General features: G+C 74.4%; 19 protein-coding genes. 13 read left to right on the top strand and 6 right to left on the bottom strand.

The features are described from left to right. The 6 genes from CBZ_RS06735 to CBZ_RS06710 form a co-directional block, all read left to right on the top strand. On the top strand, nucleotides 1-1,023 hold a 1,023-nt coding region (locus CBZ_RS06735), incomplete at its 5' end, for an FAD-binding oxidoreductase (protein WP_130780811.1). Between the two features lie 278 nt (nucleotides 1,024-1,301). After that, nucleotides 1,302-3,383 carry a penicillin-binding transpeptidase domain-containing protein gene (locus CBZ_RS06730; RefSeq protein ID WP_130780810.1) on the top strand — a complete coding sequence of 694 codons (2,082 nt, stop codon included), beginning with the start codon at nucleotides 1,302-1,304 and terminating at the stop codon, nucleotides 3,381-3,383. Between the two features lie 62 nt (nucleotides 3,384-3,445). After that, nucleotides 3,446-4,396, top strand: a complete 951-nt coding sequence (locus CBZ_RS06725) for an LLM class flavin-dependent oxidoreductase (protein ID WP_130780809.1) — start codon at nucleotides 3,446-3,448, stop codon at nucleotides 4,394-4,396. Between the two features lie 162 nt (nucleotides 4,397-4,558). Next, a complete protein-coding gene (locus tag CBZ_RS06720) occupies nucleotides 4,559-5,527 on the top strand; it encodes an aldo/keto reductase (RefSeq protein ID WP_130780808.1) in 969 nt (322 codons plus the stop codon). Beyond that, entirely contained in the window at nucleotides 5,524-6,186 is a 663-nt protein-coding gene (locus CBZ_RS06715; RefSeq protein WP_130780807.1) for a hypothetical protein, read from the top strand. The genes CBZ_RS06720 and CBZ_RS06715 overlap by 4 nt, the downstream gene beginning before the upstream one ends. Nucleotides 6,187-6,227: 41 nt before the next feature. After that, nucleotides 6,228-7,094, top strand: coding sequence for an NAD-dependent epimerase/dehydratase family protein (locus CBZ_RS06710; RefSeq protein ID WP_130780806.1), 867 nt, complete (start codon nucleotides 6,228-6,230; stop codon nucleotides 7,092-7,094). A gap of 104 nt (nucleotides 7,095-7,198) precedes the next feature. Here the strand turns inward: CBZ_RS06710 and CBZ_RS06705 are convergent, their stop codons facing one another. Both CBZ_RS06705 and CBZ_RS06700 read right to left on the bottom strand, forming a co-directional pair. Then, entirely contained in the window at nucleotides 7,199-8,422 is a 1,224-nt protein-coding gene (locus CBZ_RS06705; protein WP_130780805.1) for a DUF418 domain-containing protein, read from the bottom strand. A 127-nt stretch (nucleotides 8,423-8,549) separates the two neighbouring features. Further along, the gene (locus CBZ_RS06700) at nucleotides 8,550-8,993 is read right to left on the bottom strand and encodes a DUF6326 family protein (protein ID WP_130780804.1); all 444 of its coding nucleotides are present in this window, start codon (nucleotides 8,991-8,993) and stop codon (nucleotides 8,550-8,552) included. Between the two features lie 125 nt (nucleotides 8,994-9,118). Between CBZ_RS06700 and CBZ_RS06695 the strand changes: the two genes are divergently transcribed. The 4 genes from CBZ_RS06695 to CBZ_RS06680 all read left to right on the top strand — a co-directional run bounded on the left by CBZ_RS06695 (nucleotide 9,119) and on the right by CBZ_RS06680 (nucleotide 13,566). Next, nucleotides 9,119-9,808, top strand: coding sequence for a TetR/AcrR family transcriptional regulator C-terminal domain-containing protein (locus CBZ_RS06695; protein ID WP_165446682.1), 690 nt, complete (start codon nucleotides 9,119-9,121; stop codon nucleotides 9,806-9,808). A 205-nt stretch (nucleotides 9,809-10,013) separates the two neighbouring features. After that, the gene (locus CBZ_RS06690) at nucleotides 10,014-11,249 is read left to right on the top strand and encodes a semialdehyde dehydrogenase (protein WP_246013117.1); all 1,236 of its coding nucleotides are present in this window, start codon (nucleotides 10,014-10,016) and stop codon (nucleotides 11,247-11,249) included. Next, nucleotides 11,246-12,484, top strand: a complete 1,239-nt coding sequence (locus CBZ_RS06685; RefSeq protein WP_130780802.1) for an NAD(P)/FAD-dependent oxidoreductase — start codon at nucleotides 11,246-11,248, stop codon at nucleotides 12,482-12,484. Before CBZ_RS06690 ends, CBZ_RS06685 begins: the two co-directional genes overlap by 4 nt. 41 nt (nucleotides 12,485-12,525) lie before the next feature. Further along, nucleotides 12,526-13,566 (top strand): glycoside hydrolase family 43 protein, encoded by a 1,041-nt coding sequence (locus CBZ_RS06680; RefSeq protein WP_130780801.1) that lies wholly within the window; start codon nucleotides 12,526-12,528, stop codon nucleotides 13,564-13,566. A gap of 109 nt (nucleotides 13,567-13,675) precedes the next feature. Here CBZ_RS06680 and CBZ_RS06675 read toward each other — a convergent pair whose 3' ends face one another. From CBZ_RS06675 to CBZ_RS06660, 4 genes are all read right to left on the bottom strand, one after another. Then, on the bottom strand, nucleotides 13,676-14,254 hold the full coding sequence (locus CBZ_RS06675) for a TerD family protein (RefSeq protein ID WP_130780800.1): 579 nt from the start codon (nucleotides 14,252-14,254) through the stop codon (nucleotides 13,676-13,678). Between the two features lie 91 nt (nucleotides 14,255-14,345). Continuing rightward, a complete protein-coding gene (locus CBZ_RS06670; RefSeq protein ID WP_130780799.1) occupies nucleotides 14,346-15,485 on the bottom strand; it encodes a DUF475 domain-containing protein in 1,140 nt (379 codons plus the stop codon). Between the two features lie 100 nt (nucleotides 15,486-15,585). After that, nucleotides 15,586-16,164: a TerD family protein gene (locus CBZ_RS06665; protein WP_130780798.1), complete on the bottom strand. Its 579-nt coding sequence runs from the start codon at nucleotides 16,162-16,164 to the stop codon at nucleotides 15,586-15,588. After that, entirely contained in the window at nucleotides 16,164-16,739 is a 576-nt protein-coding gene (locus CBZ_RS06660; protein ID WP_130780797.1) for a TerD family protein, read from the bottom strand. The genes CBZ_RS06665 and CBZ_RS06660 overlap by 1 nt, the downstream gene beginning before the upstream one ends. A 252-nt stretch (nucleotides 16,740-16,991) precedes the next feature. On the opposite strand from CBZ_RS06660, the gene CBZ_RS06655 reads away from it, so the two are divergent. The 3 genes from CBZ_RS06655 to CBZ_RS06645 are packed head-to-tail and all read left to right on the top strand — an operon-like array spanning nucleotide 16,992 to nucleotide 19,298. After that, nucleotides 16,992-18,212 (top strand): toxic anion resistance protein, encoded by a 1,221-nt coding sequence (locus tag CBZ_RS06655; protein WP_130780796.1) that lies wholly within the window; start codon nucleotides 16,992-16,994, stop codon nucleotides 18,210-18,212. Beyond that, the gene (locus CBZ_RS06650) at nucleotides 18,196-18,729 is read left to right on the top strand and encodes a hypothetical protein (protein ID WP_130780795.1); all 534 of its coding nucleotides are present in this window, start codon (nucleotides 18,196-18,198) and stop codon (nucleotides 18,727-18,729) included. The genes CBZ_RS06655 and CBZ_RS06650 overlap by 17 nt, the downstream gene beginning before the upstream one ends. Then, nucleotides 18,729-19,298, top strand: a complete 570-nt coding sequence (locus CBZ_RS06645; protein WP_130780794.1) for a TerD family protein — start codon at nucleotides 18,729-18,731, stop codon at nucleotides 19,296-19,298. Before CBZ_RS06650 ends, CBZ_RS06645 begins: the two co-directional genes overlap by 1 nt. Nucleotides 19,299-19,437: the final 139 nt, after the last annotated feature.

The raw sequence follows: 19,437 nt of genomic DNA, 5'->3' as shown, positions 1-19,437 counted from the left end.
GAGCACGGGCTCGCACCCGTCGCGGGGTCGTCGCCGACGGTCGGCGTCGTCGGCTACCTGCTCGGCGGCGGGGTCGGTCCGTTCGCGCGCAGCCACGGGTTCAGCTCCGACCGGCTGCTGGGCGCGACGGTCGTCACGGGCACCGGTGAGGTCGTCGAGGTGAGCGCGGCGGCGCACCCGGACCTGCTGTGGGCGCTGCGGGGCGGCAAGCACGGTCTCGGGGTCGTCACGCAGGTCACCGTCGGGCTGGTCGCGATGCCCGAGCTGTACGCCGGGTCGTGGACGTTCGCCGCGGAGCACGTCGAGGCGGTCGTGCGCGGCTGGCTCGCGTGGACGGCGACCGCCGACCCCGACACCACGACGAGCCTCGCGGTCGCGCGGTTCCCCGACCTGCCCGTCGTCCCGGAGCCGCTGCGCGGACGGACGGTGCTGCACCTGCGGTTCGCGCGGCCCGGCGACGCGGCGACGGGGGAGGCGGTGGCGGCCCCGCTGCGCGCCCTGGCGCCGGTCGTCGCCGACGAGGTCGGGGTGCTGCCGGTGAGCGAGACCGCGCGCATCTTCGCCGACCCGACGGAGCCCGCCGCGAGCTGGGTCGGCGGCGCCCTCCTCACGCATGCCGAGGACGACCTCGCGTCGGCGTGGCTCGCGGCGCTCGGCCCGGACGCGGACCACCCCTTCCTGGCCGTCGAGCTGCGGCACCTCGCGGGTGCGACGTCGCTCGACGTCGACGGCGGGTCGGCGGTCTCCGGGCGGTCGGCGGCGTTCTCGCTCGGGGTGCTCGCCGTGGACCCCCGGGCGTTCGCTGCGGCGCCCGACGCGACGGCCCGGGCGCTCGACGCCCTGCGGCCGTGGCTCGCCGACGAGTCGAACCCGAACCTGTGCGGGGCGCTCGCGCCCCGGTGGCACCCGTGGACGCAGCAGCGGCTCGACGACGTGCGGCACCGCTACGACCCGGACGGGGTGCTGCGGTCGACCGGCCCGACGAACCCGACGAACCCGCTGGCCGGTGGGGAGGAAGGGTGAAGGGTTCCGTGTTCCGCAGCGTCGGCGCGGCACCCGGTGCCAGGCTGCGGGCGGGGTGACGTCCCGCGTCCCGAACTCGCTGGCCGACCGGCCTGCCGACGGGCCAGGATGACCGCTCGACGACACCCGCAGCGTGGACGGGACGGCGCCGCCGCCGCCCGACGACCTGGACGACGCCGCCGCCCGCCCGGCCCGGACGGCGCGCCGCCCGCCCGACCTGGACGGCACCGCCGCCCGACGACCCGGACGGCACCCCCGCCCGACGACAGGGAGAACCGATGACGCTCGACAGCGTGCGCGACACCGCGCCGCTCGCGACTGTGCCCGTCCGCCGGCCCGACGGCCTGCCTGCCCCTGTGCCGGCCGGGCGACCGCGGTCGGGACCGCGGCGGCTGTGGGCGGCGGGTGCGGCCGTGCTGTTCGCCGTCGCGGGCCTGACGGCGTGCTCGCCGACCCCCGCGACGCCGGACGCGGCGGCGAAGGCGCTGGCCGAGGCGGTCCAGTCGGGCGACTTCTCGAAGGTCGTCTTCACGTCCGACTCCGGGGAGACCGGCCCCGCGGAGCAGCTGAGGGCGTCGGTCGTCGAGAGCCTTGCGCCGTGGGAGCCGCAGGTCGAGCTCGAGTCCGTCGCGTCGCCCGACGACGACCCCGACGTCGCGACCGCGACCCTCGCGTTCACCTGGGACGTCGACGAGCGGGACACCGACTGGACGTACACGACGCGCGCCGGCATGACGCGTGACGCGGAGGACCCCGACGTGTGGCGCGTCGCGTGGGCCCCGAGCATGCTCGTCCCCGACCTCACGGCCGTCGAGACGCTGCGCGTGACCCGGGACGCGGCGGCGCGGGGCCGGGTGCTCGGTCAGGGCGGCTTCGTGCTGGTCGAGCCGCGCACGGTGCACCGCGTCGGCGTGGACAAGACGCTCGTCGACGCCGCCGGTCAGGACGCGGCGGCCCGTGCCCTGGCCGCGGCGCTCGAGATGGACGCCGACGCGTACGCGCAGCGCGTCGCGGCCGCGGGCCCGAAGGCGTTCGTCGAGGCGATCGTCGTGCGCGACGGCGACGCGTCGTACGACCTGGGGGCGCTCACGGCGACGCCCGGCGTGCGGTCGGTCGGCGACCTCATCCCGCTGGCCCCGACCCGCCGGTTCGCGCGCCCCATCCTCGGCACGGTCGGCCCTGCGACGGCGGAGATCGTCGAGAAGTCGCAGGGCGCGATCGCCGCGGGCGACCTCACGGGCCTCAGCGGCCTGCAGCGGCAGTACGACGCGCTGCTGCGCGGCAACCCGGGCCTGACCGTCGAGGCGGTCTCGGGCGACGGTGCCGCGGTCCGCCAGCTCTTCCGGGCCGAGCCGACGACGGGCGCGGACCTGGTGACGACGTTCGACGAGCGCCTGCAGGACGGCGCGGAGGAGATCCTCGCGGACGTCGGCCCGGCGAGCGCGATCGTCGCGATCCGCCCGTCGACGGGCGACGTCGTGGCGGCCGCGAGCGGGCCGGGCGGCGAGGGGATGTCCACGGCGACGCTCGGGCAGTACGCGCCGGGGTCGACGTTCAAGGTCGCGAGCGCGCTCGCGCTGCTGCGCTCGGGCCTGACGCCCGACTCGACGGTGTCGTGCCCGCCGACGACGAACGTCGACGGCCGCGAGTTCAAGAACTTCCCCGACTACCCGTCGTCGGCGCTCGGCGAGGTGCCGCTGAGCACCGCGTTCGCGCAGTCGTGCAACACGGCCTTCATCTCGCAGCGCGACGCCGCCCCGCAGGACGCGCTCGTGGACGCCGCAGGGTCGCTCGGCCTGGTGCCGGACGCCGACCTCGGCTTCGCCGGGTTCCTCGGCGCGGTGCCGTCGGACTCGGACGGCACGGACCACGCGGCGTCGATGATCGGTCAGGGCCGCGTCCTCGCGTCCCCGCTCGGCATGGCGACGGTCGCGGCGTCGGTCGCGGCGGGCTCGACGGTGACGCCGCGCCTGGTCGTCGTCGCCGACGGCGGTGACGCGGGTGCGGCCGACGCGACGGCGACGGCGGAGGCGACGACCGGGTCGTCGGACGCGGCGGCGCAGCAGTCGTCCCGCCCGCACGTGCCGCTGACGACCGCGGAGGCGCAGGCGCTGCGGACCCTCATGCTCGGGGTCGTCCAGCAGGGCGGCGCGACGTTCCTCCAGGACGTCCCGGGCGGCGAGGTGCTCGCCAAGACGGGCACCGCGCAGTTCGGCGAGGCCGCCAACCTGCAGAACCACGTGTGGATGATCGCGGTGCAGGGCGACCTGGCCGTGTCGGTGTTCGTCGACGTCGGCGAGTACGGTTCGACGACGGCCGGTCCGCTGCTGGAGGAGTTCCTCCGGCTCGCTGCGGGCTGACCGGGGACGTCCTCGGTCATCGCTCGCGCGTCGGGCCGCACGATCGACACGACGGAGGACCGATGACGGACCGCTCGCTGGCTGTGCTGCTGCCCCGGGACCTGCCCGCAGGACGGGTGCGGGAGTTCGTGCTCCGCGCGGAGGAGCTGGGCTTCGACGAGCTGTGGGTCGTCGAGGACTGCTTCTTCCGCGGCGGCGTCGCGCAGGCGGCGGCCGTGCTCGCGTGGACCGAGCGGATCCGTGTCGGCATCGGCATCCTGCCGGCGGCCGTGCGGGACGCGGCGTTCACGGCGATGGAGGCGGCGACCCTCGCGGAGCTGTTCCCGGGCCGCGTCGACGTCGGCATCGGGCACGGCATGCCCATGTGGATGCGGCAGGTCGGCCGGTGGCCGTCGAGCCCGCTGACGATGCTCGAGGAGCACCTCACGGCGGTGCGCGCGATCGTGCACGGCGAGCGCGTCGACGTCGACGGCCGCTACGTCCACCTGGACGCGGTCCAGCTCGAGGCACCGCCCGCGCACCCCCCGCGCATCCTGGCGGGCGTGCGCGGGCCGAAGTCGCTCGCGGTGTCGGGCCGGGTCGCCGACGGCACGGTCCTCGCCGAGCCGGTCACCCCCGAGTACCTGCGGCAGGCGCTCGAGCACGTCGCGCCGACGCGCGAGCACCGGGTCGTCGCATACTGCGTCGCGGCGGTCGACGACGACGCGGACGCCGCCCGTCGTCTGGCACGCCCCGCGCTGGCGTGGGTGGGGGAGCCCGACTGGGTGCCGCACATCGCGCCGCTGCCGTACGCGGACGAGTTCGCGGCGCTGCGGGCGACGGTCGGCTCGCCCGACGAGTTCGCGGAGGTCCTGCCCGATGCGTGGGTCGACGACCTGGCGATCGTCGGTCCGCCCGCGGCCGCGCGTGCCCGCCTGGACGCCCTGTTCGACGCGGGGCTGTCGTCGGCGGTGCTGTTCCCGATCGGCCCGGACCCCGTGGCCGCGCTGGACTCGCTCGCGCGCCTGCGCTGACCGTCGTGGTGGAATGACGAGGCGGTCGCCCGGCCCTCCCGGGGGTCGGCGCCGCACCTCGACCGTGCCGTGCCGTGGACCGGCCTGCGCCCGGAAACCGCCGTGCCCGAACCCGCCGTGCCCCGCACCTGCCGTGCCCCCGAACCGTGAGGATCGACCGCGATGACGCCGTCCGCCGCCCCCGCCGCCCCGGGCTGGATCCGCCCCCTCGGCCGCACCGGCCTGCAGGTGTCCGCCGTGTGCCTGGGCGGGGGACCGCTCGGCAGCATGCCGGACCTGTTCGGGCGCGACGTGCCCGCGGACGAGGGCGTCGAGACGGTCCTCGCGGCGCTCGACAGCCCCATCCGGTTCGTCGACACGTCGAACGGGTACAGCGACGGGGAGAGCGAGCGCCGGATCGGCGAGGCGCTGCGCCGCGTCGGCGGCCTGCCGGCGGGCGTCACGGTGGCGACGAAGGTCGACCCGCGCGACGGCGACTACTCGGGCGACCGGGTGCGTGCGTCGGTCGCGGAGAGCCGTGAGCGCCTCGGCCTGGACGTCCTGCCGCTCGTCCACCTGCACGACCCGGAGTTCTGGTCGTTCGACGAGCTCAGCGCACCGGGCGGCGCGGTCGACGCGCTGGTCGCGCTGCGCGAGCAGGGCGAGGTCGGCGCGATCGGCCTCGCGGGCGGCCGCACGCAGGAGATCGCGCGGTACCTCGCGCTCGGCGTGTTCGACGTCCTGCTGGTCCACAACCGCTGGACGCTGCTCGACCGCTCGGCGGGCGCGCTGCTCGACGAGGCGGAGCGGCAGGGCATGGGCATCCTCAACGCGGCCGTGCACGGCGGCGGGATCCTCGCGAAGCAGGAGGGCGGCCCCACGACGTACGGGTACCGGCCTGCGCCGCCGGAGGTGCTGGACGCCGCCGAGGCGATGCGCCGGGTGTGCGCCGAGCACGGCACGGACATCGCGACGGCCGCCCTGCAGTTCTCCGTCCGCGACCCGCGGATCGGGGCGACGATCGTCGGGATGAGCCGGCCGCAGCGCGTCGCGCAGACCGTCGCGGCGGCGCAGGCGGACCTGCCGGAGGAGATCTGGCCCGCGCTCGAGGCGCTGCTGCCGCCCGCCCGGACCTGGCTCGACGCCGAGTGAGCGACGCCGACGCCGCCGCAGGCGGTCCGGGGTTCGACCTGCTCGGTGCCCTGGAGGTGGGCCTGTCCGCGCGGGGCTTCACGCGCGGCGGCCCGGTGTTCCGCGGGCGGTCGGGCGACGTCGCGATGGTCGTGCGGTGCGAGCCGCAGTCGCGGGTCGACCGGATCCGGACGATCACCGTCGAGTGCACGCCCGCCGAGGGGGAGTCGACCGCGGCCGACCGGTTCGTGCACCAGTACAGCCAGGCCGCGGCGGCGCTCGGGTGGCGCGGCGGGTACACCGCGCAGACCCCGGGCTGGCCGCAGGTGCTGGTCGACGACTTCGAGCGCCTGACGCTGCCGTTCGTCGACCGCGCCACGTCGGTCCGGGCCGTCTGCGAGCTCGTCCTCGACGGCGAGATCCCGCCGTCGGACGGCCGCGACCCGCTGCTGGCCCGCGTCACCGACCCGTACGCGGCCGCGCAGCGGTTCGGCTGGCCGGACGTCGCGTCCCGGGCCGTCGAGGTGGCCGAGGGGCTCGACCTCGACTGGCACGGGTACGAGGCGTTCCGGAAGTGGGCCGACTACTACGCGGTCGACGTCCGGCTGCGGCGCCCCCCGTTCAGCCTGCGGCACTCGATCGACCGCTTCCTGCCCCTGTCGCAGCGCCGGTACGCCTGACGGCGGCGTCGGGCGCGCGTCGCGCGGGTTACGGTCGACGCATGAGCCGGGTCGTGGTCACGGGTGGCAGCGGGAAGCTGGGTCGGGCGGTCGTCGAGGACCTCGCCGCCCACGGGTACGACGTCGTCAACGTCGACGTGGCGCCGCCCCCGCCGGGTCAGCCGGCGCTGTTCACGCGCGTCGACCTCACCGACCTGGGCCAGGTCACCGAGGCACTGACGGGCATCGACGACCGCTACCAGGGGGTCGACGCCGTCGTGCACCTGGCGGCGATCCCGGCCCCGGGCCTGATCCCGAGCGGCGCGACGTTCGCGAACAACGTCGTGAGCACCCACCACGTCTTCGCGGCGGCCCGTCGCGCGGGGATCCGCAACGTCGTCTGGGCGTCGAGCGAGACGGTCCTCGGCCTGCCGTTCGACACCCCGCCGCCGTACGCGCCGGTCGACGAGGAGTACCCGGTCCGCCCGGAGAGCACGTACTCGCTCGGCAAGGCCGTCGAGGAGGAGATGGCACGCCACTTCACGCGCTGGGACCCGGCGGCCAAGCTGATCGGGCTGCGGTTCTCGAACGTCATGGTCGACGAGGACTACCGGGCGTTCCCGCGGTTCACGGCGCAGGAGCGGCGCTGGAACCTGTGGGGCTACATCGACGCCCGCGACGGTGCGCAGGCCGTGCGGCTCGCCCTGGAGAGCGACCTGACGGGCTTCGAGGCGTTCATCATCGCCGCCCCCGACACGGTGCTCGACACCCCGTCCGCGGACCTCCTGGCCGACCAGTTCCCGGACGTCCCGCTGCGCCGCCCGGTCGAGGGCCGCGAGACGCTGCTGTCGATCGACAAGGCCCGCCGCCTCCTCGGCTACGCCCCGACCCACACGTGGCGCTCCCGCCTCCCGGGCGCGGAGGCCTGACGCCCCTCAGCCGAACCGCCCGCCGAGGTCGTCAGCTCGTGCCGAGTTCGCTGGTTGGAGCTGACGACCTCGACCGCGGGTGACGACCTCGACGGGGCGACGGGTCATGGGCGGGCGGGGCGGCCGTACGTGAGGCGGCGGAGGAGGACCTCGAACGGGCCGCGGCGGCCGGTGCGGTCCAGGGCGACGGCGATCATGACCGTCACGAGCCACACGCCGACCGCCAGCGCGGCCGCCTGCGCGGTGCCGATCCGGCCGCCCAGGCCGAGCCCCCACGCGCTGAGCAGCGGCGCGAACATGAGGGACTGCAGCAGGTAGCTCGTGAGCGACCGCTCGCCGACGGCGGTCACGGCACGGACCGCCGGGTGGACGTCGCGGCGGTCGTGCCAGACGGCGGCCAGCCAGCCGAACAGGCAGACGTAGCCGAGGCCGACGACGACGCCGGACAGGACGTGCACGAGCTCCAGCACCGTGGCGGCGGTCGGTGACGGGTGCCAGACCTGGGCGACGGCGAGCGCGAACGGGAGGTTGGCGACGACGTTGACGACGGCGCCGACGACCGCGACCTGCCCGAGGCGCCGGCGGTGATCCCACGGCCGGGACAGCCACCCGGCGCGGGCGAGCAGGATGCCGAGGACGACCTGCGGGACGAAGAACAGCAGGACGACGGAGACGGTCATGGCGAGCCCGGACGACATGAGCCGCTCTGCGACGGACGCGAGGTAGGACGTCGGCGGGGCGCCGCCGGCCATGAGCTCGGGGTCGACGAGCAGCAGCGCGGCGGTGCCGCCGGCGGTCGCGAGGAGGCTCGCGACGGCGAACCAGATCCACAGGGTGACCCGTGACCGGTGCAGGAACGCGAGCGCGACCAGCCCGGTCACGCCGTACGCGGCGAGGATGTCGCCGCCGAACAGCAGGGCCGCGTGCAGGACGCCGAGCACGACGAGCCAGGCGCTGCGCCGCGCGAGGACGCGCCGGACGCGGCGGCGGTCGGCGCCGCGGGCGGCGAGCCGGGCGGCCATGGTCGCGAGCCCGAAGCCGTAGAGGATCGCGAACATCGGCCGCGAGCGGTCGTCGACGAAGAACGCGGTGAGTCCGTCGACCGCGTGGTCGAGGGTGGTCCCACCGACGGGCCGGGCGCCGACCTCCTCGAAGCCGCCCGCTGCCCACAGGTACCCCCACACGTTCGCGAGCGCGATGAACAGCAGGAGGATGCCGCGCGCGAGGTCGGGGGCGAGCGACCGTGCCTCGGGGCGAGGCGGGGCGGTGGGGCCGGGCGCGGCGACCGGCGTCGGGGTCGTCAGGGTGCCGGTGGCGTCGGTCGTCATGTCGTCGAACCTCGGGACGGTGCGGGAGCGGCGGACATCCGGCAGCCCCCCGAGGTGTCCCTGAGGACGACCCCCGAGCGGGATCGTCCGGAGGTCGGACGCGGTCGTCGGTCCATCGGTGGACACCTCAGTCCTCGTGGCGCCAGCGCAGCGCCGCGTAGCAGACGAGGAACCCGGTGGCGCCGATCTCCAGGACGGAGAACCACAGGTAGAACCACGTGGGGCCGCCGCCGACGAACAGGGAGCCGACCTGCACGACGGTCATGATCGTGCCGCCCACGACCGTGCCCCAGCGGGCGACGGGGTGGGGTGCGACGCGGGACAGCAGGACCATCGTGATCGGGATGGTCATGAGCAGCGCGGCGCCGAGCAGGAACGTCTGGGTGAGGGCGATGCCGTTGATCTCGCCGGTCAGGATCGCGGCGAGGTCCTCGGTGTGGAAGAGCCCGAGGACGTCGCAGTACAGGTAGCACAGGACGGCGAAGAGCCAGAGGGACGACACGAGGGTGCGCGGGCTGACGCGCGGGGTAGGTGTGCCGGTGGTCGTCGGGGGTGTGGCAAGGGCGGTCATGGGGTCCTCCAGGTGCGGGTGCGGACGTCGCCGGGAATCAGCCGTCGTCGGCGAGACTTACGACGTAAGACTTACGGCGTAAGGGGACCGTACAGCGTAAGATCGGCATGTCACAAGGGGGTCCGATGTCCACGCAGCCCGTCCGTGAGGCCCTGAGCCTCGACCGCGTCGTCCGTGCCGCCGTCGCGATCGCCGACCAGGACGGCCTCGGCGCCGTCACGATGCGCCGCGTCGCGACCGACCTGCAGTGCGAGGCGATGTCGCTCTACCACCACGTCCCGAGCAAGGACGCGCTGCTCGCCGCCCTCGCCGACGAGGCGACGCGGCGCGTCATCGACGCCACCGCGGGCCTCGACGCCGACTCCTGGCGCGACGCCGTCCGCCGCCGCTGCCTCGCCGCGCGCGACGTCATGCTCCGCCACCCCTGGGCCCCCGGGCTGCTCGCCGCCCAGACCACCACGCCGCCGTCGGCCTGGCGCGTCTTCGAGCAGCTCGTCGGCACGCTGCACGACGCCGGCTTCGACGACGACCTCGCCCACCGCACGATCCACGCCCTCGGCTCGATGGTCCTCGGCTTCAGCACCGAGCTCTTCGAGCCCGACGCCACGGACGCCGCCGCGTCCACGATGCCCGACGCCGACGCCCTCGCCGTCATGGCCGAGCACATGCCGCACCTCGCGCGGATGGCCGCGAGCGTCGTGCACGAGGTCGACGGCGCCCTCAGCGTGTGCGACACCCAGGCCGAGTTCGAGTTCACGCTCGGCCTGGTCCTCGACGGACTCGAACGGCAGCGCCTGGCCCGCGCCGGCGCCTGACGAGTCGCCCGGAGCGGGGCGAGGACGGCGACGCGGTCCAGCGGCCGCCAGGCCCGCACTCCCGTCCGCAGATCAGCGGGAACGCGGGCGCGCGCCGGACCGGAGGTATCAGGGACGACCGTGCGCGGCCCCTCTGGGAGATGCGGCACCCGCCGCACCCCCGGCCCGGGCCACCCGCCCGCCGCGTCCCCTGGAGAGCCCCGCCATGGCCGCCGTCCCGTTCGCGTTCCTCGTCCACCCGCGTGCGCGGGTCTCCGACGACCTGGCCCGCGTGTGGCGGCCCCTCGGGCGGATCCCCGAGCGCACCGCCGAGCGTGCGGTGCGCCGCCTGCCGCTGCGGCCGTTCACCATGGCGCGCGTCCACCTGCCCGACGTCGCCCCCGACCCCGTCGGCCGGGTCGTCCTCGTGCCGTTCGGCGCGCGGCACATGCTCGAGGCGCCGCACGCCGCGCGTGCCCGCGTCGAGCAGGCCGTCGACCACGCGGCCCGCCGCGGTGCGGGGATCGTCGGGCTCGGCGCGCTCACCGCGACCGTGACGACCGGGGGCTCGACGCTCGTCGGGCGCACCGACATCGGCGTGACCAACGGCAACGCCTACACCGCGGCCGTCGTCGAGGACCAGCTCCGCGACGTCCTGGCCGCCGCCCCGCACCGTGCGCGACGCGTCGCGGTCGTCGGGGCGACCGGCAGCGTCGGGACGACCCTGGTCCGCCTGCTCGCCCGGGACCGCGCGGTCGAGCACCTCACGCTCGTCGCGCGCGCCGGCGGCCGGCTGGGCGCGCTCGCGGGGGAGGTCTGCCGCCGCGTCCCGACGACCGTGTCGACCGACCTGCGCGACGTCCGGGAGTGCGACGTCGTCGTGCTGCTCACCGCGTCGGCGGACGCCCTGCTGTGCGCCGAGCACCTCGCGCCCGGCGCGGTCGTCGTCGACGCGACGCAGCCGCGCAACACCTCGCCCGACCTGGTCGTCGAGCGTCCCGACGTGACCGTCCTCGACGGCGGCGTCGTGGCGGTGCCGGGCCTGCGGCTGCGCGGCGGCGACATCGGCCAGCCTCCCGGGCGGACGTACGGCTGCTTCGCCGAGACCGCCCTGCTGGCCCTGTCCGGCCACACGGGCCACTTCTCGATCGGCGTCCCGACGCTCGACCAGGTGGATCACCTGCGCTCGCTCACCCGCCGCTTCGCCGCGCTCGGGTTCCGGGCGGCGGCGCCGACCAGCTTCGGCCGGCCGGTCGACGTGGACGGCGCGCAGGACGCGGTCACCACGCACGACGCCGTCACGCACGCCGTCACGCACGACGCCGTCACGCACGACGCCGTCACGCACGCCGTCACGCACGACGCCGTCACGTCGACGGGCGTCCTGACCTCCGGCGCGACCTCGCAGGACGCCGCTCCCGCGCGCGACGAGGCGCTCGTGGCTGCCGGGGTCGCGGCGTGACCGCGGCCCGTCCCCGCCGGGTCGTCCTGCTCGGCGGCGGGTACGTGACGCTGCACGCGTACGGCGCGCTGGTCCGCCGGGTGCGCGGGATGCTGCGGGACGGCGCGGTCGAGATCGTCGTCGTCTCCGACAACCCGGTGCACAACTTCCACGGCTTCACGGGCGAGGTCGTGTCGGGCCTGCTGCCCGCGACGCTCACGCAGACGCCGCTCGCGGAGGCGATGCCGCTCGCGACGGTCGTGCACGCCCGGGTCGAGCACGTCGACCTCGGCGCCCGCACGGTGACGTACCGCCCGGCCGACGGGATGGGGACGGTGTCGACGACGTACGACGCGCTGGTCCTCGGCACGGGTGCGGGCGAGCCGGTGGGCGATGTCGACGGGCTCCCGGGCCGCGGTCTGACGCTGCGGCACCCGGGTGGTCTGGAGGCGCTCGCCGCTCGGGCGTCGGCGGCGGACGCCGACCCGGACCCGGTGGTGGTCGTCGGCGGTGGCCTGGCGGGTGTGGAGCTCGCTGCGGCGCTCGCCGACCGCAGCGGCGGCCGGCCGGGTCGCGTCGTGCTGGTGCACCGGGGCGAGCGCGTGGTGCCCGCGCTGCACGCCCGCAGCCCGCGGCTGGCCCGGCGCTGCGAGCGGGAGCTCGCCCGGCTCGGCGTCGACGTGCGGACGGGGGTCGGGGCAGTCGCCGTGGACGATGACGGGGTCGACCTGTCCGACGGCACGCGGGTCCGCACCCGGACGGTGCTTGCGACGACGGGCCAGCGCCCGGTCCGGATCCCGGGCACCGAGCCCCTGGCCCGTGACGAGCGGGGCCGGCTGCGCACCCTGCCCGACCTGACGGTCCGCGACGGCGTGTGGGCCGCGGGCGACGCGGCGCGCGTCGTCCACCCGCGCACGCTCGAGCCGGTCCCGGCGAACGCGCTGTGGGCGATCAAGGCCGGTGACCAGGTCGGCCGGAACGTCGCGCTCGCCCTGCAGAGCAGGCCCGGGTCGTCGTTCCGGTACCTGGGTCTCGGTCAGGGGGCGGCGTTCGGCGTGGGCCACGGTGTCGCGGAGGTCTGGGGCGTCGGACTGACGGGCGTCGTGGCGTGGGTGCTGCGGCTCGGCTTCTTCCTGCGCTTCATGCCGTCGCGCCGCCGTGCGCTGGCGATCCCGCGCGAGCTGGTCCGGCGACACGCGGAACGCCGTGGCCGGGTGCCCGAGCCTGTCTACAACGTTGCACGAACGCCGATCTGACGCTACGGTCACGGGACCCCTCTACAACGTTGGAGAACGTCGTGACGAGCGCCATCCCGAACCCGATCGTCCTGCAGCGCGCCGACCCCTGCGTGCTCCGCCACGACGGCCGCTACTACTTCACCGGCTCGCACCCTGCCTATGACCGGATCGTCCTGCGCTCCGCCGAGCGTCTCGAGGACCTGCAGACCGCCGACGAGGCCGTCATCTGGGAGCGGCACGCCGACGGCCCGCAGTCGCACCTCATCTGGGCGCCCGAGCTCCACCGCGTCGACGGCGCCTGGTACGTCTACTACGCCGCCGCGCCCGACGCGACGGGCCGCGCCGACGCCCCCGGTGCCGCCGCGACGTTCAACCACCGCGTCTTTGTGCTGGAGAACACCAGCGACGACCCGTTCGCCCCCACCTGGGTCGAGCGCGGTCAGGTCGACACCGGGTGGGAGTCGTTCGCGCTCGACGCGACGTCGTTCGTGCACGACGGCACGCAGTACCTCGTCTGGGCGCAGCAGGACGTGACGATCCGCGGGCACTCCAACCTGTACATCGCGCCCATGGCGAACCCCTGGACCCTCGCCGGCCCGGCCGTGCTGCTGACCCGGCCCGAGCACGACTGGGAGGTCGCCGGGTTCTGGGTCAACGAGGGCCCGTCCGTCCTCGTGCACGACGGCCGCGTGCTGCTCACCTACTCCGGCGCGGCGACCGGCCCCGAGTACGCGATGGGCCTGCTCACCGCGTCCGCCGACGCCGACCTGCTCGACCCCGCGTCGTGGACCAAGAACGCCGACCCGGTGTTCGTCAGCCACCCCGAGCACGGGCAGTACGGGCCGGGCCACAACTCGTTCACGACCACGCCCGACGGCGACGTCGTGCTCGTCTACCACGCCCGCACGTACACCGAGATCGTCGGCGACCCGCTCTGGGACCCGAACCGGCACGCGCGCGCGCAGGTGCTGCCGTTCGACGCCGACGGCAACCCTGTCTGGGGCGTCCCCGTCCCCGACGAGCGCCCCGTGCCGACGTCGACCGAGGTGCTCGACCCCGCGGGCCTGCCCCGAGTGCCGGAGGCCGCGCCGGTCGCCTGACCTGCGCCCACGAACGACCCGCGCCACGAACGACGACGGGACCGGGAGGCGTCGAACGCTCCCGGTCCCGTCGTGGTTCGTGCGGCGGGCCCTCCCGGGCCCGGAGGTCTCAGAGGACCTGCGAGACCGCCGGGATCATGTCCTTGATCGTGCGGCCGTTCGTCCGGCCGCCGATCGCCGTCATGCTCCAGCCCGAGCCGACGCGCGACACCTTCGCCATGATCTGCGCGGTGTGCGGGCCCGACCCCGACAGGTCGTAGCGGGCGACCTCCTGGCCGGTGGTCTCGTCGATCAGGCGGCAGAACGCGTTCTCGATCGAGGAGAACGACTCGCCCGAATAGCTGTTCACGACGAACACGAGGGTCTGCACGGCCGGGCTCACCGCCGCGAGCGCCACGCGGATCGACTCGTCGTCGCCGTCGCCCGCCCCCGTGCGGTTGTCGCCCGTGTGCTGCACGGAGCCGTCCTTGCTGGTCAGCTGCCGGAACCACACCTGGTCGACGAGCGTGCCCGACGCGTCGAACAGCAGCGCCGAGGCGTCGAGGTCGACCGCCTTCTCCTTCGCGCGGCCGAACAGCCCCTTGACCTTGATGGCGTCCCAGCCGAGGCCCATGCGGACCTGCGTGAGCGTGCCGCCGTCCGACTTCGTGAGGGAGACGGACTGGCCCTTGGTGAGGTTCACGGACACGAGGTGGCGCCTTTCGTCGGGGTCGTTCGGGTGGATCAGGTCGAGCGGGTCCGGCCGGCCGGGCCGGTCGGACCCGTCAGGCCCGGGTGGTTCAGGAGCCCGAGGACGTCAGCGCCGGCTCTCGGTCGCCCTCCGACGACGTGCCGGCCCGGGAGCCCTCACGGCGGTTGCGGATGACCGACGCGGCGAACGCGGCGCCGATGAACGCGACGCCCACGAGGCCGGTGATGATCTCGTCGACGTGCGTGCCGATGCTGATGAGCAGGATCGCGGCCAGCGCACCGATGGCCCAGTGCGCGCCGTGCTCCAGGTACACGTACTCGTTGAGCGTGCCCTTGCGGACCAGGAAGACCGTGATGGACCGCACGAACATCGCGCCGATGAAGCCGAGGCCCAGGGCGATGATGATCGGGTCGGGCGTGATCGCGAACGCGCCGATGACGCCGTCGAACGAGAACGACGCGTCGAGGACCTCGAGGTAGAGGAACAGGAAGAAGCCCGCCTTGCCGGTGGCCTTCGCGAGCTCCGTCGGGCCGCCGGACTTCGCCTTCGCGGCGACGGCGTCCGCGTCGGCCGCGGCGTCCTCGCTCTCCTCGGGCAGGTTGAACAGCGAGCCGAGGCCGTTGACGGCGATGTACGTGATCATGCCGAGCACGCCGGAGACCATGACGATCGCCGGGTCGTCGGCCAGCAGCTCGGCGGCGAGGACCAGGGCGATGCCACCGACGACGACCGGGAGCTGGTCGAGCTTGCCGATGCGGGCGAGCGGCTTCTCCAGCCACGACAGCCACGTGATCTCGCGGTCCTCGAACACGAAGTCGAGGAACAGCATGAGCAGGAACATGCCGCCGAACGCCGCGATCTGCGGGTGCGCCTCGTTGAGGAGGTACCCGTAGGTGCCCGGGTCGTGCGGGTCGCCCTTCTCCATCGCGAGCGAGATCGCCTCGACCGGGTTGAGGTTCGCCGTGATCCCCACGATGAGCAGCGGGAACACCAGGCGCATGCCGAAGACGGCGATCGCGATGCCGACGGTGAGGAAGATCCGCTGCCAGAACGGGCTCATCCTCTCCAGGACCTTCGCGTTGACGACCGCGTTGTCGAAGGAGAGCGACACCTCGAGCACGCCGAGGATCAGGCAGAGGACGAACGCCGACCAGCCGCCGTAGAAGAAGGCGACGACGAGCGACACGATCGTGACGGCGATCGACCAGCCGAAGATGCGGAAGAACACGGGACTCTCGATCTCGTGAAGAGGGTCGCGCCGGGACGGGCGCGGGTGACGGGAAGGCCGACCGCAGTCTAGGAGCGACCGCGGCCGGCCGTGACCCGGATCAACCGATCTGGACGCCGTAGTCGCGCGCGATGCCCGCCAGCCCGGAGTCGTACCCCTGGCCGACGGCACGGAACTTCCACTCGGCGCCGTACCGGTAGACCTCGCCGAAGATCATCGCCGTCTCGGTCGACGCGTCCTCCGACAGGTCGTAGCGGGCGATCTCCTCGTTGTCGGAGGCGTTGACCACCCGGATGAACGCGTTGCGGACCTGGCCGAAGCTCTGCCGCCGCGCCTCCGCGTCGTAGATCGAGACGGGGAAGACGATCTTGTCGACCTGGGCGGGGACCGCCGGCAGGTCGAGCAGGAGCGCCTCGTCGTCGCCGTCGCCCTCACCGGTGCGGTTGTCGCCGGTGTGCGTGACGGACCCGTCGGGGCTGGTGAGGTTGTTGTAGAAGACGAAGTGCGCGTCGGACAGCACGCGGCCGCCCGCGTCGACGAGCAGCGCGCTGGCGTCGAGGTCGAAGCCCTGTCCGCTCGTCGTCCGGGCGTCCCACCCGAGGCCGATCAGCGCCTTCGTCAGGTTCGGCGCCTCCTTCGTCAGGGAGACGTTGCCGCCCTTGGCGAGGGAGACACCCATCAGATGTTGACGCCGAAGTCGCGCGCGATGCCCGCGAGACCCGACGCGTAGCCCTGGCCGACCGCGCGGAACTTCCACTCGGCGCCGTTGCGGTACAGCTCGCCGAAGACCATCGCGGTCTCCGTCGAGGCGTCCTCGGACAGGTCGTAGCGGGCGAGCTCGACGCCGTCGGCCTGGTTGACGACGCGGATGAACGCGTTGCGCACCTGGCCGAACGTCTGCCCGCGGCTGTCGGCGTCGTAGATCGAGACGGGGAAGACGATCTTGTCGGCCTCGGCGGGGACCGCCGCGAGGTCGACCTTGACCTGCTCGTCGTCGCCGTCGCCGGCACCCGTGAGGTTGTCGCCCAGGTGCTGGACCGAGCCGTCGGCGCTCGTCAGGTTGTTGAAGAAGACGAAGTGCTTGTCCGTCAGGACCTTGCCGTCGGTGCCGACGACGATGGCGGACGCGTCGAGGTCGAAGTCGTCGCCCGTCGTCGTCCGCAGGTCCCAGCCGAGACCGACGACCACGGCCGTCAGTCCGGGCGCTGCCTTCGTCAGGCTGACGTTCCCGCCCTTGCTGAGGCTGACTGCCACGTGCTCCTCCTTCGCGGACCGGGCAGGAGCCGTTCTCCCGCCCGTCGGACGACCCAACGGCCGGGGCCCGGCCTTGGTTCCGGTCGATGCTATCCACGGCCCGCGCCCGGGGGCGTCCGGCTGGGGGTGGACGTACGCCCACGGGGGAAGGTTCCCCCGGACGGGCACACCGCGGCCGTGCGCGCTCTACAGTCGTCACGTGCCCGGCGGCGCCGGTGCACACGCCCGACACGCCCCGCTGGAGGTCTTCCCATGTCCGAGCTCGACCTGGGGGCGACGCCGACCGCCGCTCCCGCCGCCGCCGCGGCGCCCGCGTCCGGTGCGCTCGTCCTCACGCCGCCCGCCCCGGTGGTCGTGGTCAAGGAGGAGCAGGCGGCGTCGGCCGTGCCCCTGGAGGACGGCAAGCAGGTCGAGCTGCGCGCGAAGGCGAACGCGTTCGTCGCGGAGCTCACGGCCATCGACGCGAAGTCGCCCGCGTTCAGCCAGAAGGTCGCGTCGATCACGTCGATGGGCGAGCAGGACATGCGGGCCGCCGCGTCGGTGTCGAGCCGCATGCTCGACCGTCCCGCCGCGATCGCCAAGGGCAAGAACACCGGCGACGCGCAGACGCGGGTCGCGAACACCCTCGTCGACCTGCGCACCACGGTCACCGACCTCGACCCGAACCGCGCCGACCTCACGGGTGCCAAGAAGGTCCTCAAGTGGCTGCCGGGCGGCTCGAAGATCGACGCCTACTTCGCGCGGTACCAGTCCGCGCAGTCGCATCTCGACGCGATCATCAAGGCCCTCGGCTCCGGCCAGGACGAGCTCCGCAAGGACAACGCCGCGATCGAGACCGAGAAGGCGAACCTGTGGGCCGCGATGGGCCGCCTCGCCGAGTACAACACGCTCGCGTCCGCCCTCGACGACGCGCTCGTCGAGAAGATCGCGCAGCTCGAGGCCGCCGGGCGGCAGGAGGACGCCGACGCGGTCCGCGCCGACGCGCTGTTCCCCGTGCGCCAGCGCCGCCAGGACTTCATGACCCAGATGGCCGTGTCCGTGCAGGGCTACATGGCGCTCGACCTGGTCCGCCGCAACAACATCGAGCTCATCAAGGGCGTCGACCGCGCCCAGACGACGACCGTCGCCGCGCTGCGGACCGCCGTCATCGTCGCGCAGGCGCTGTCCCGGCAGAAGCTCGTGCTCGACCAGATCACCGCGCTCAACACCGTCACGTCGAACCTCATCGAGTCGACGTCCGAGCAGCTGAAGATCCAGGGCGCCGCGATCAACCAGCAGGCGTCCGAGGCCACGCTCGACGTCGCGAAGCTGCAGGCCGCGTTCGACAACGTCTTCCAGACGATGGACGCGCTCGACACCTTCCGCGCGCAGGCCGTCGACTCCATGGCGCAGACCGTCACCGCCCTCGAGGGCCAGATCCAGCGCGCCCAGCCCTACCTGGAGCGCACCCGCCAGCGTGAGCTCAACGGCTGACACCGGCGGTCGCGCCCGAGGGTTCTGGCGACGGCTGCGGGACCGGGACGAGCCGTCCCCGGCCGCGCAGCCGTCGCCGCCCGCCGCGAGCGGCGACAGCCCCGAGGAGCTGCGGCGCGCCGTCGCCGAGCTCGTCCGGTTCGTCAACGCCCGCTCCGGGGACCTGCCGCCCGCGGCGGTCGTCAACGCCCGCCGGCTCACCGACCTGCTGCGGGAGGTCGTCGACACCTCCGAGGTCCGCCCGCTCGACGTGTACGCCGTGATGTCCGTCCAGGGCACCGCGACGGACTACCTGCCGACGACCCTGCGCGGCTACCTCGCCGTCGACGAGGCCCTGCGCGACGTGCCCCGCGGCTCCGGGCATACCCCGACCCAGGCGCTCCTGATCCAGATCGACACGCTCACGACCTCGGTCGAGGCCACCCTCGACGCCGTGCAGCACCAGGACGCCGACGCCCTCATGACGCAGGGCGCGTTCCTCCGCACGAAGTTCGCCCGCTCCGACCTGGACCTGTGATGCCCGCCCGACCCATGACCCGCGGCTCCAACGTCGCCCTCACCCGCGAGATCCCCGGCCTGAAGGGCGTCGTGCTCGGCGTCGTCCTCGCGTCGCCCGAGCGCGTGCTCAACGACAACCTCGTCGTCGCGACGCTGCTGTGCGACGCGTCGAGCCAGGTCCTGTCGCGTGAGCACGTCGTGTTCTTCAACCAGCTCACGTCGCCCGACACGGCCGTCGCGCAGCTCGAGCGCGCCCGGGCCAGCGGGGACCTGGAGCAGGTCGAGGTCGACCTGCGCGGGGTGCCCGACGACGTCGTGCGGATCGTCGTCGTCGCCTACATCAACGACGGCCTCGGGCACCGGCGCAGCCTCGGCCAGCTCCGCGACGCGCGCGTCCGGGTCCTCGACCTGGCCGACGACACCGAGCTCGTGACGTCCGAGAACCTCGCGCCCGCGCTGTCCGCCGAGACCGGGCTCGTCCTCGCCGAGCTGTACCGGCACGGCGGCGACTGGAAGTTCAAGGTCGTCGGGCAGGGGTACGCGGACGGCATCCTCGGCATCCTGCGCGACCACGGGCTGGCGCCGTGAGCGCTGGCGTCCCGTCGCCCGTGGGGGCGCGGCCGCGGCACGACCTGCCGTGGCTGCGGCGTCGTGCGCTGCGGCCGGCGGCACCCGCCGCCCCGGCCGGACCCGCGGCGCGGGCGTCGTCGCCGGACCGGTCCGCCTC

This window comes from Cellulomonas biazotea (assembly GCF_004306155.1).
GTDB lineage: Bacteria > Actinomycetota > Actinomycetes > Actinomycetales > Cellulomonadaceae > Cellulomonas > Cellulomonas biazotea.
This window is presented reverse-complemented; position numbering and strand designations above follow the sequence as displayed.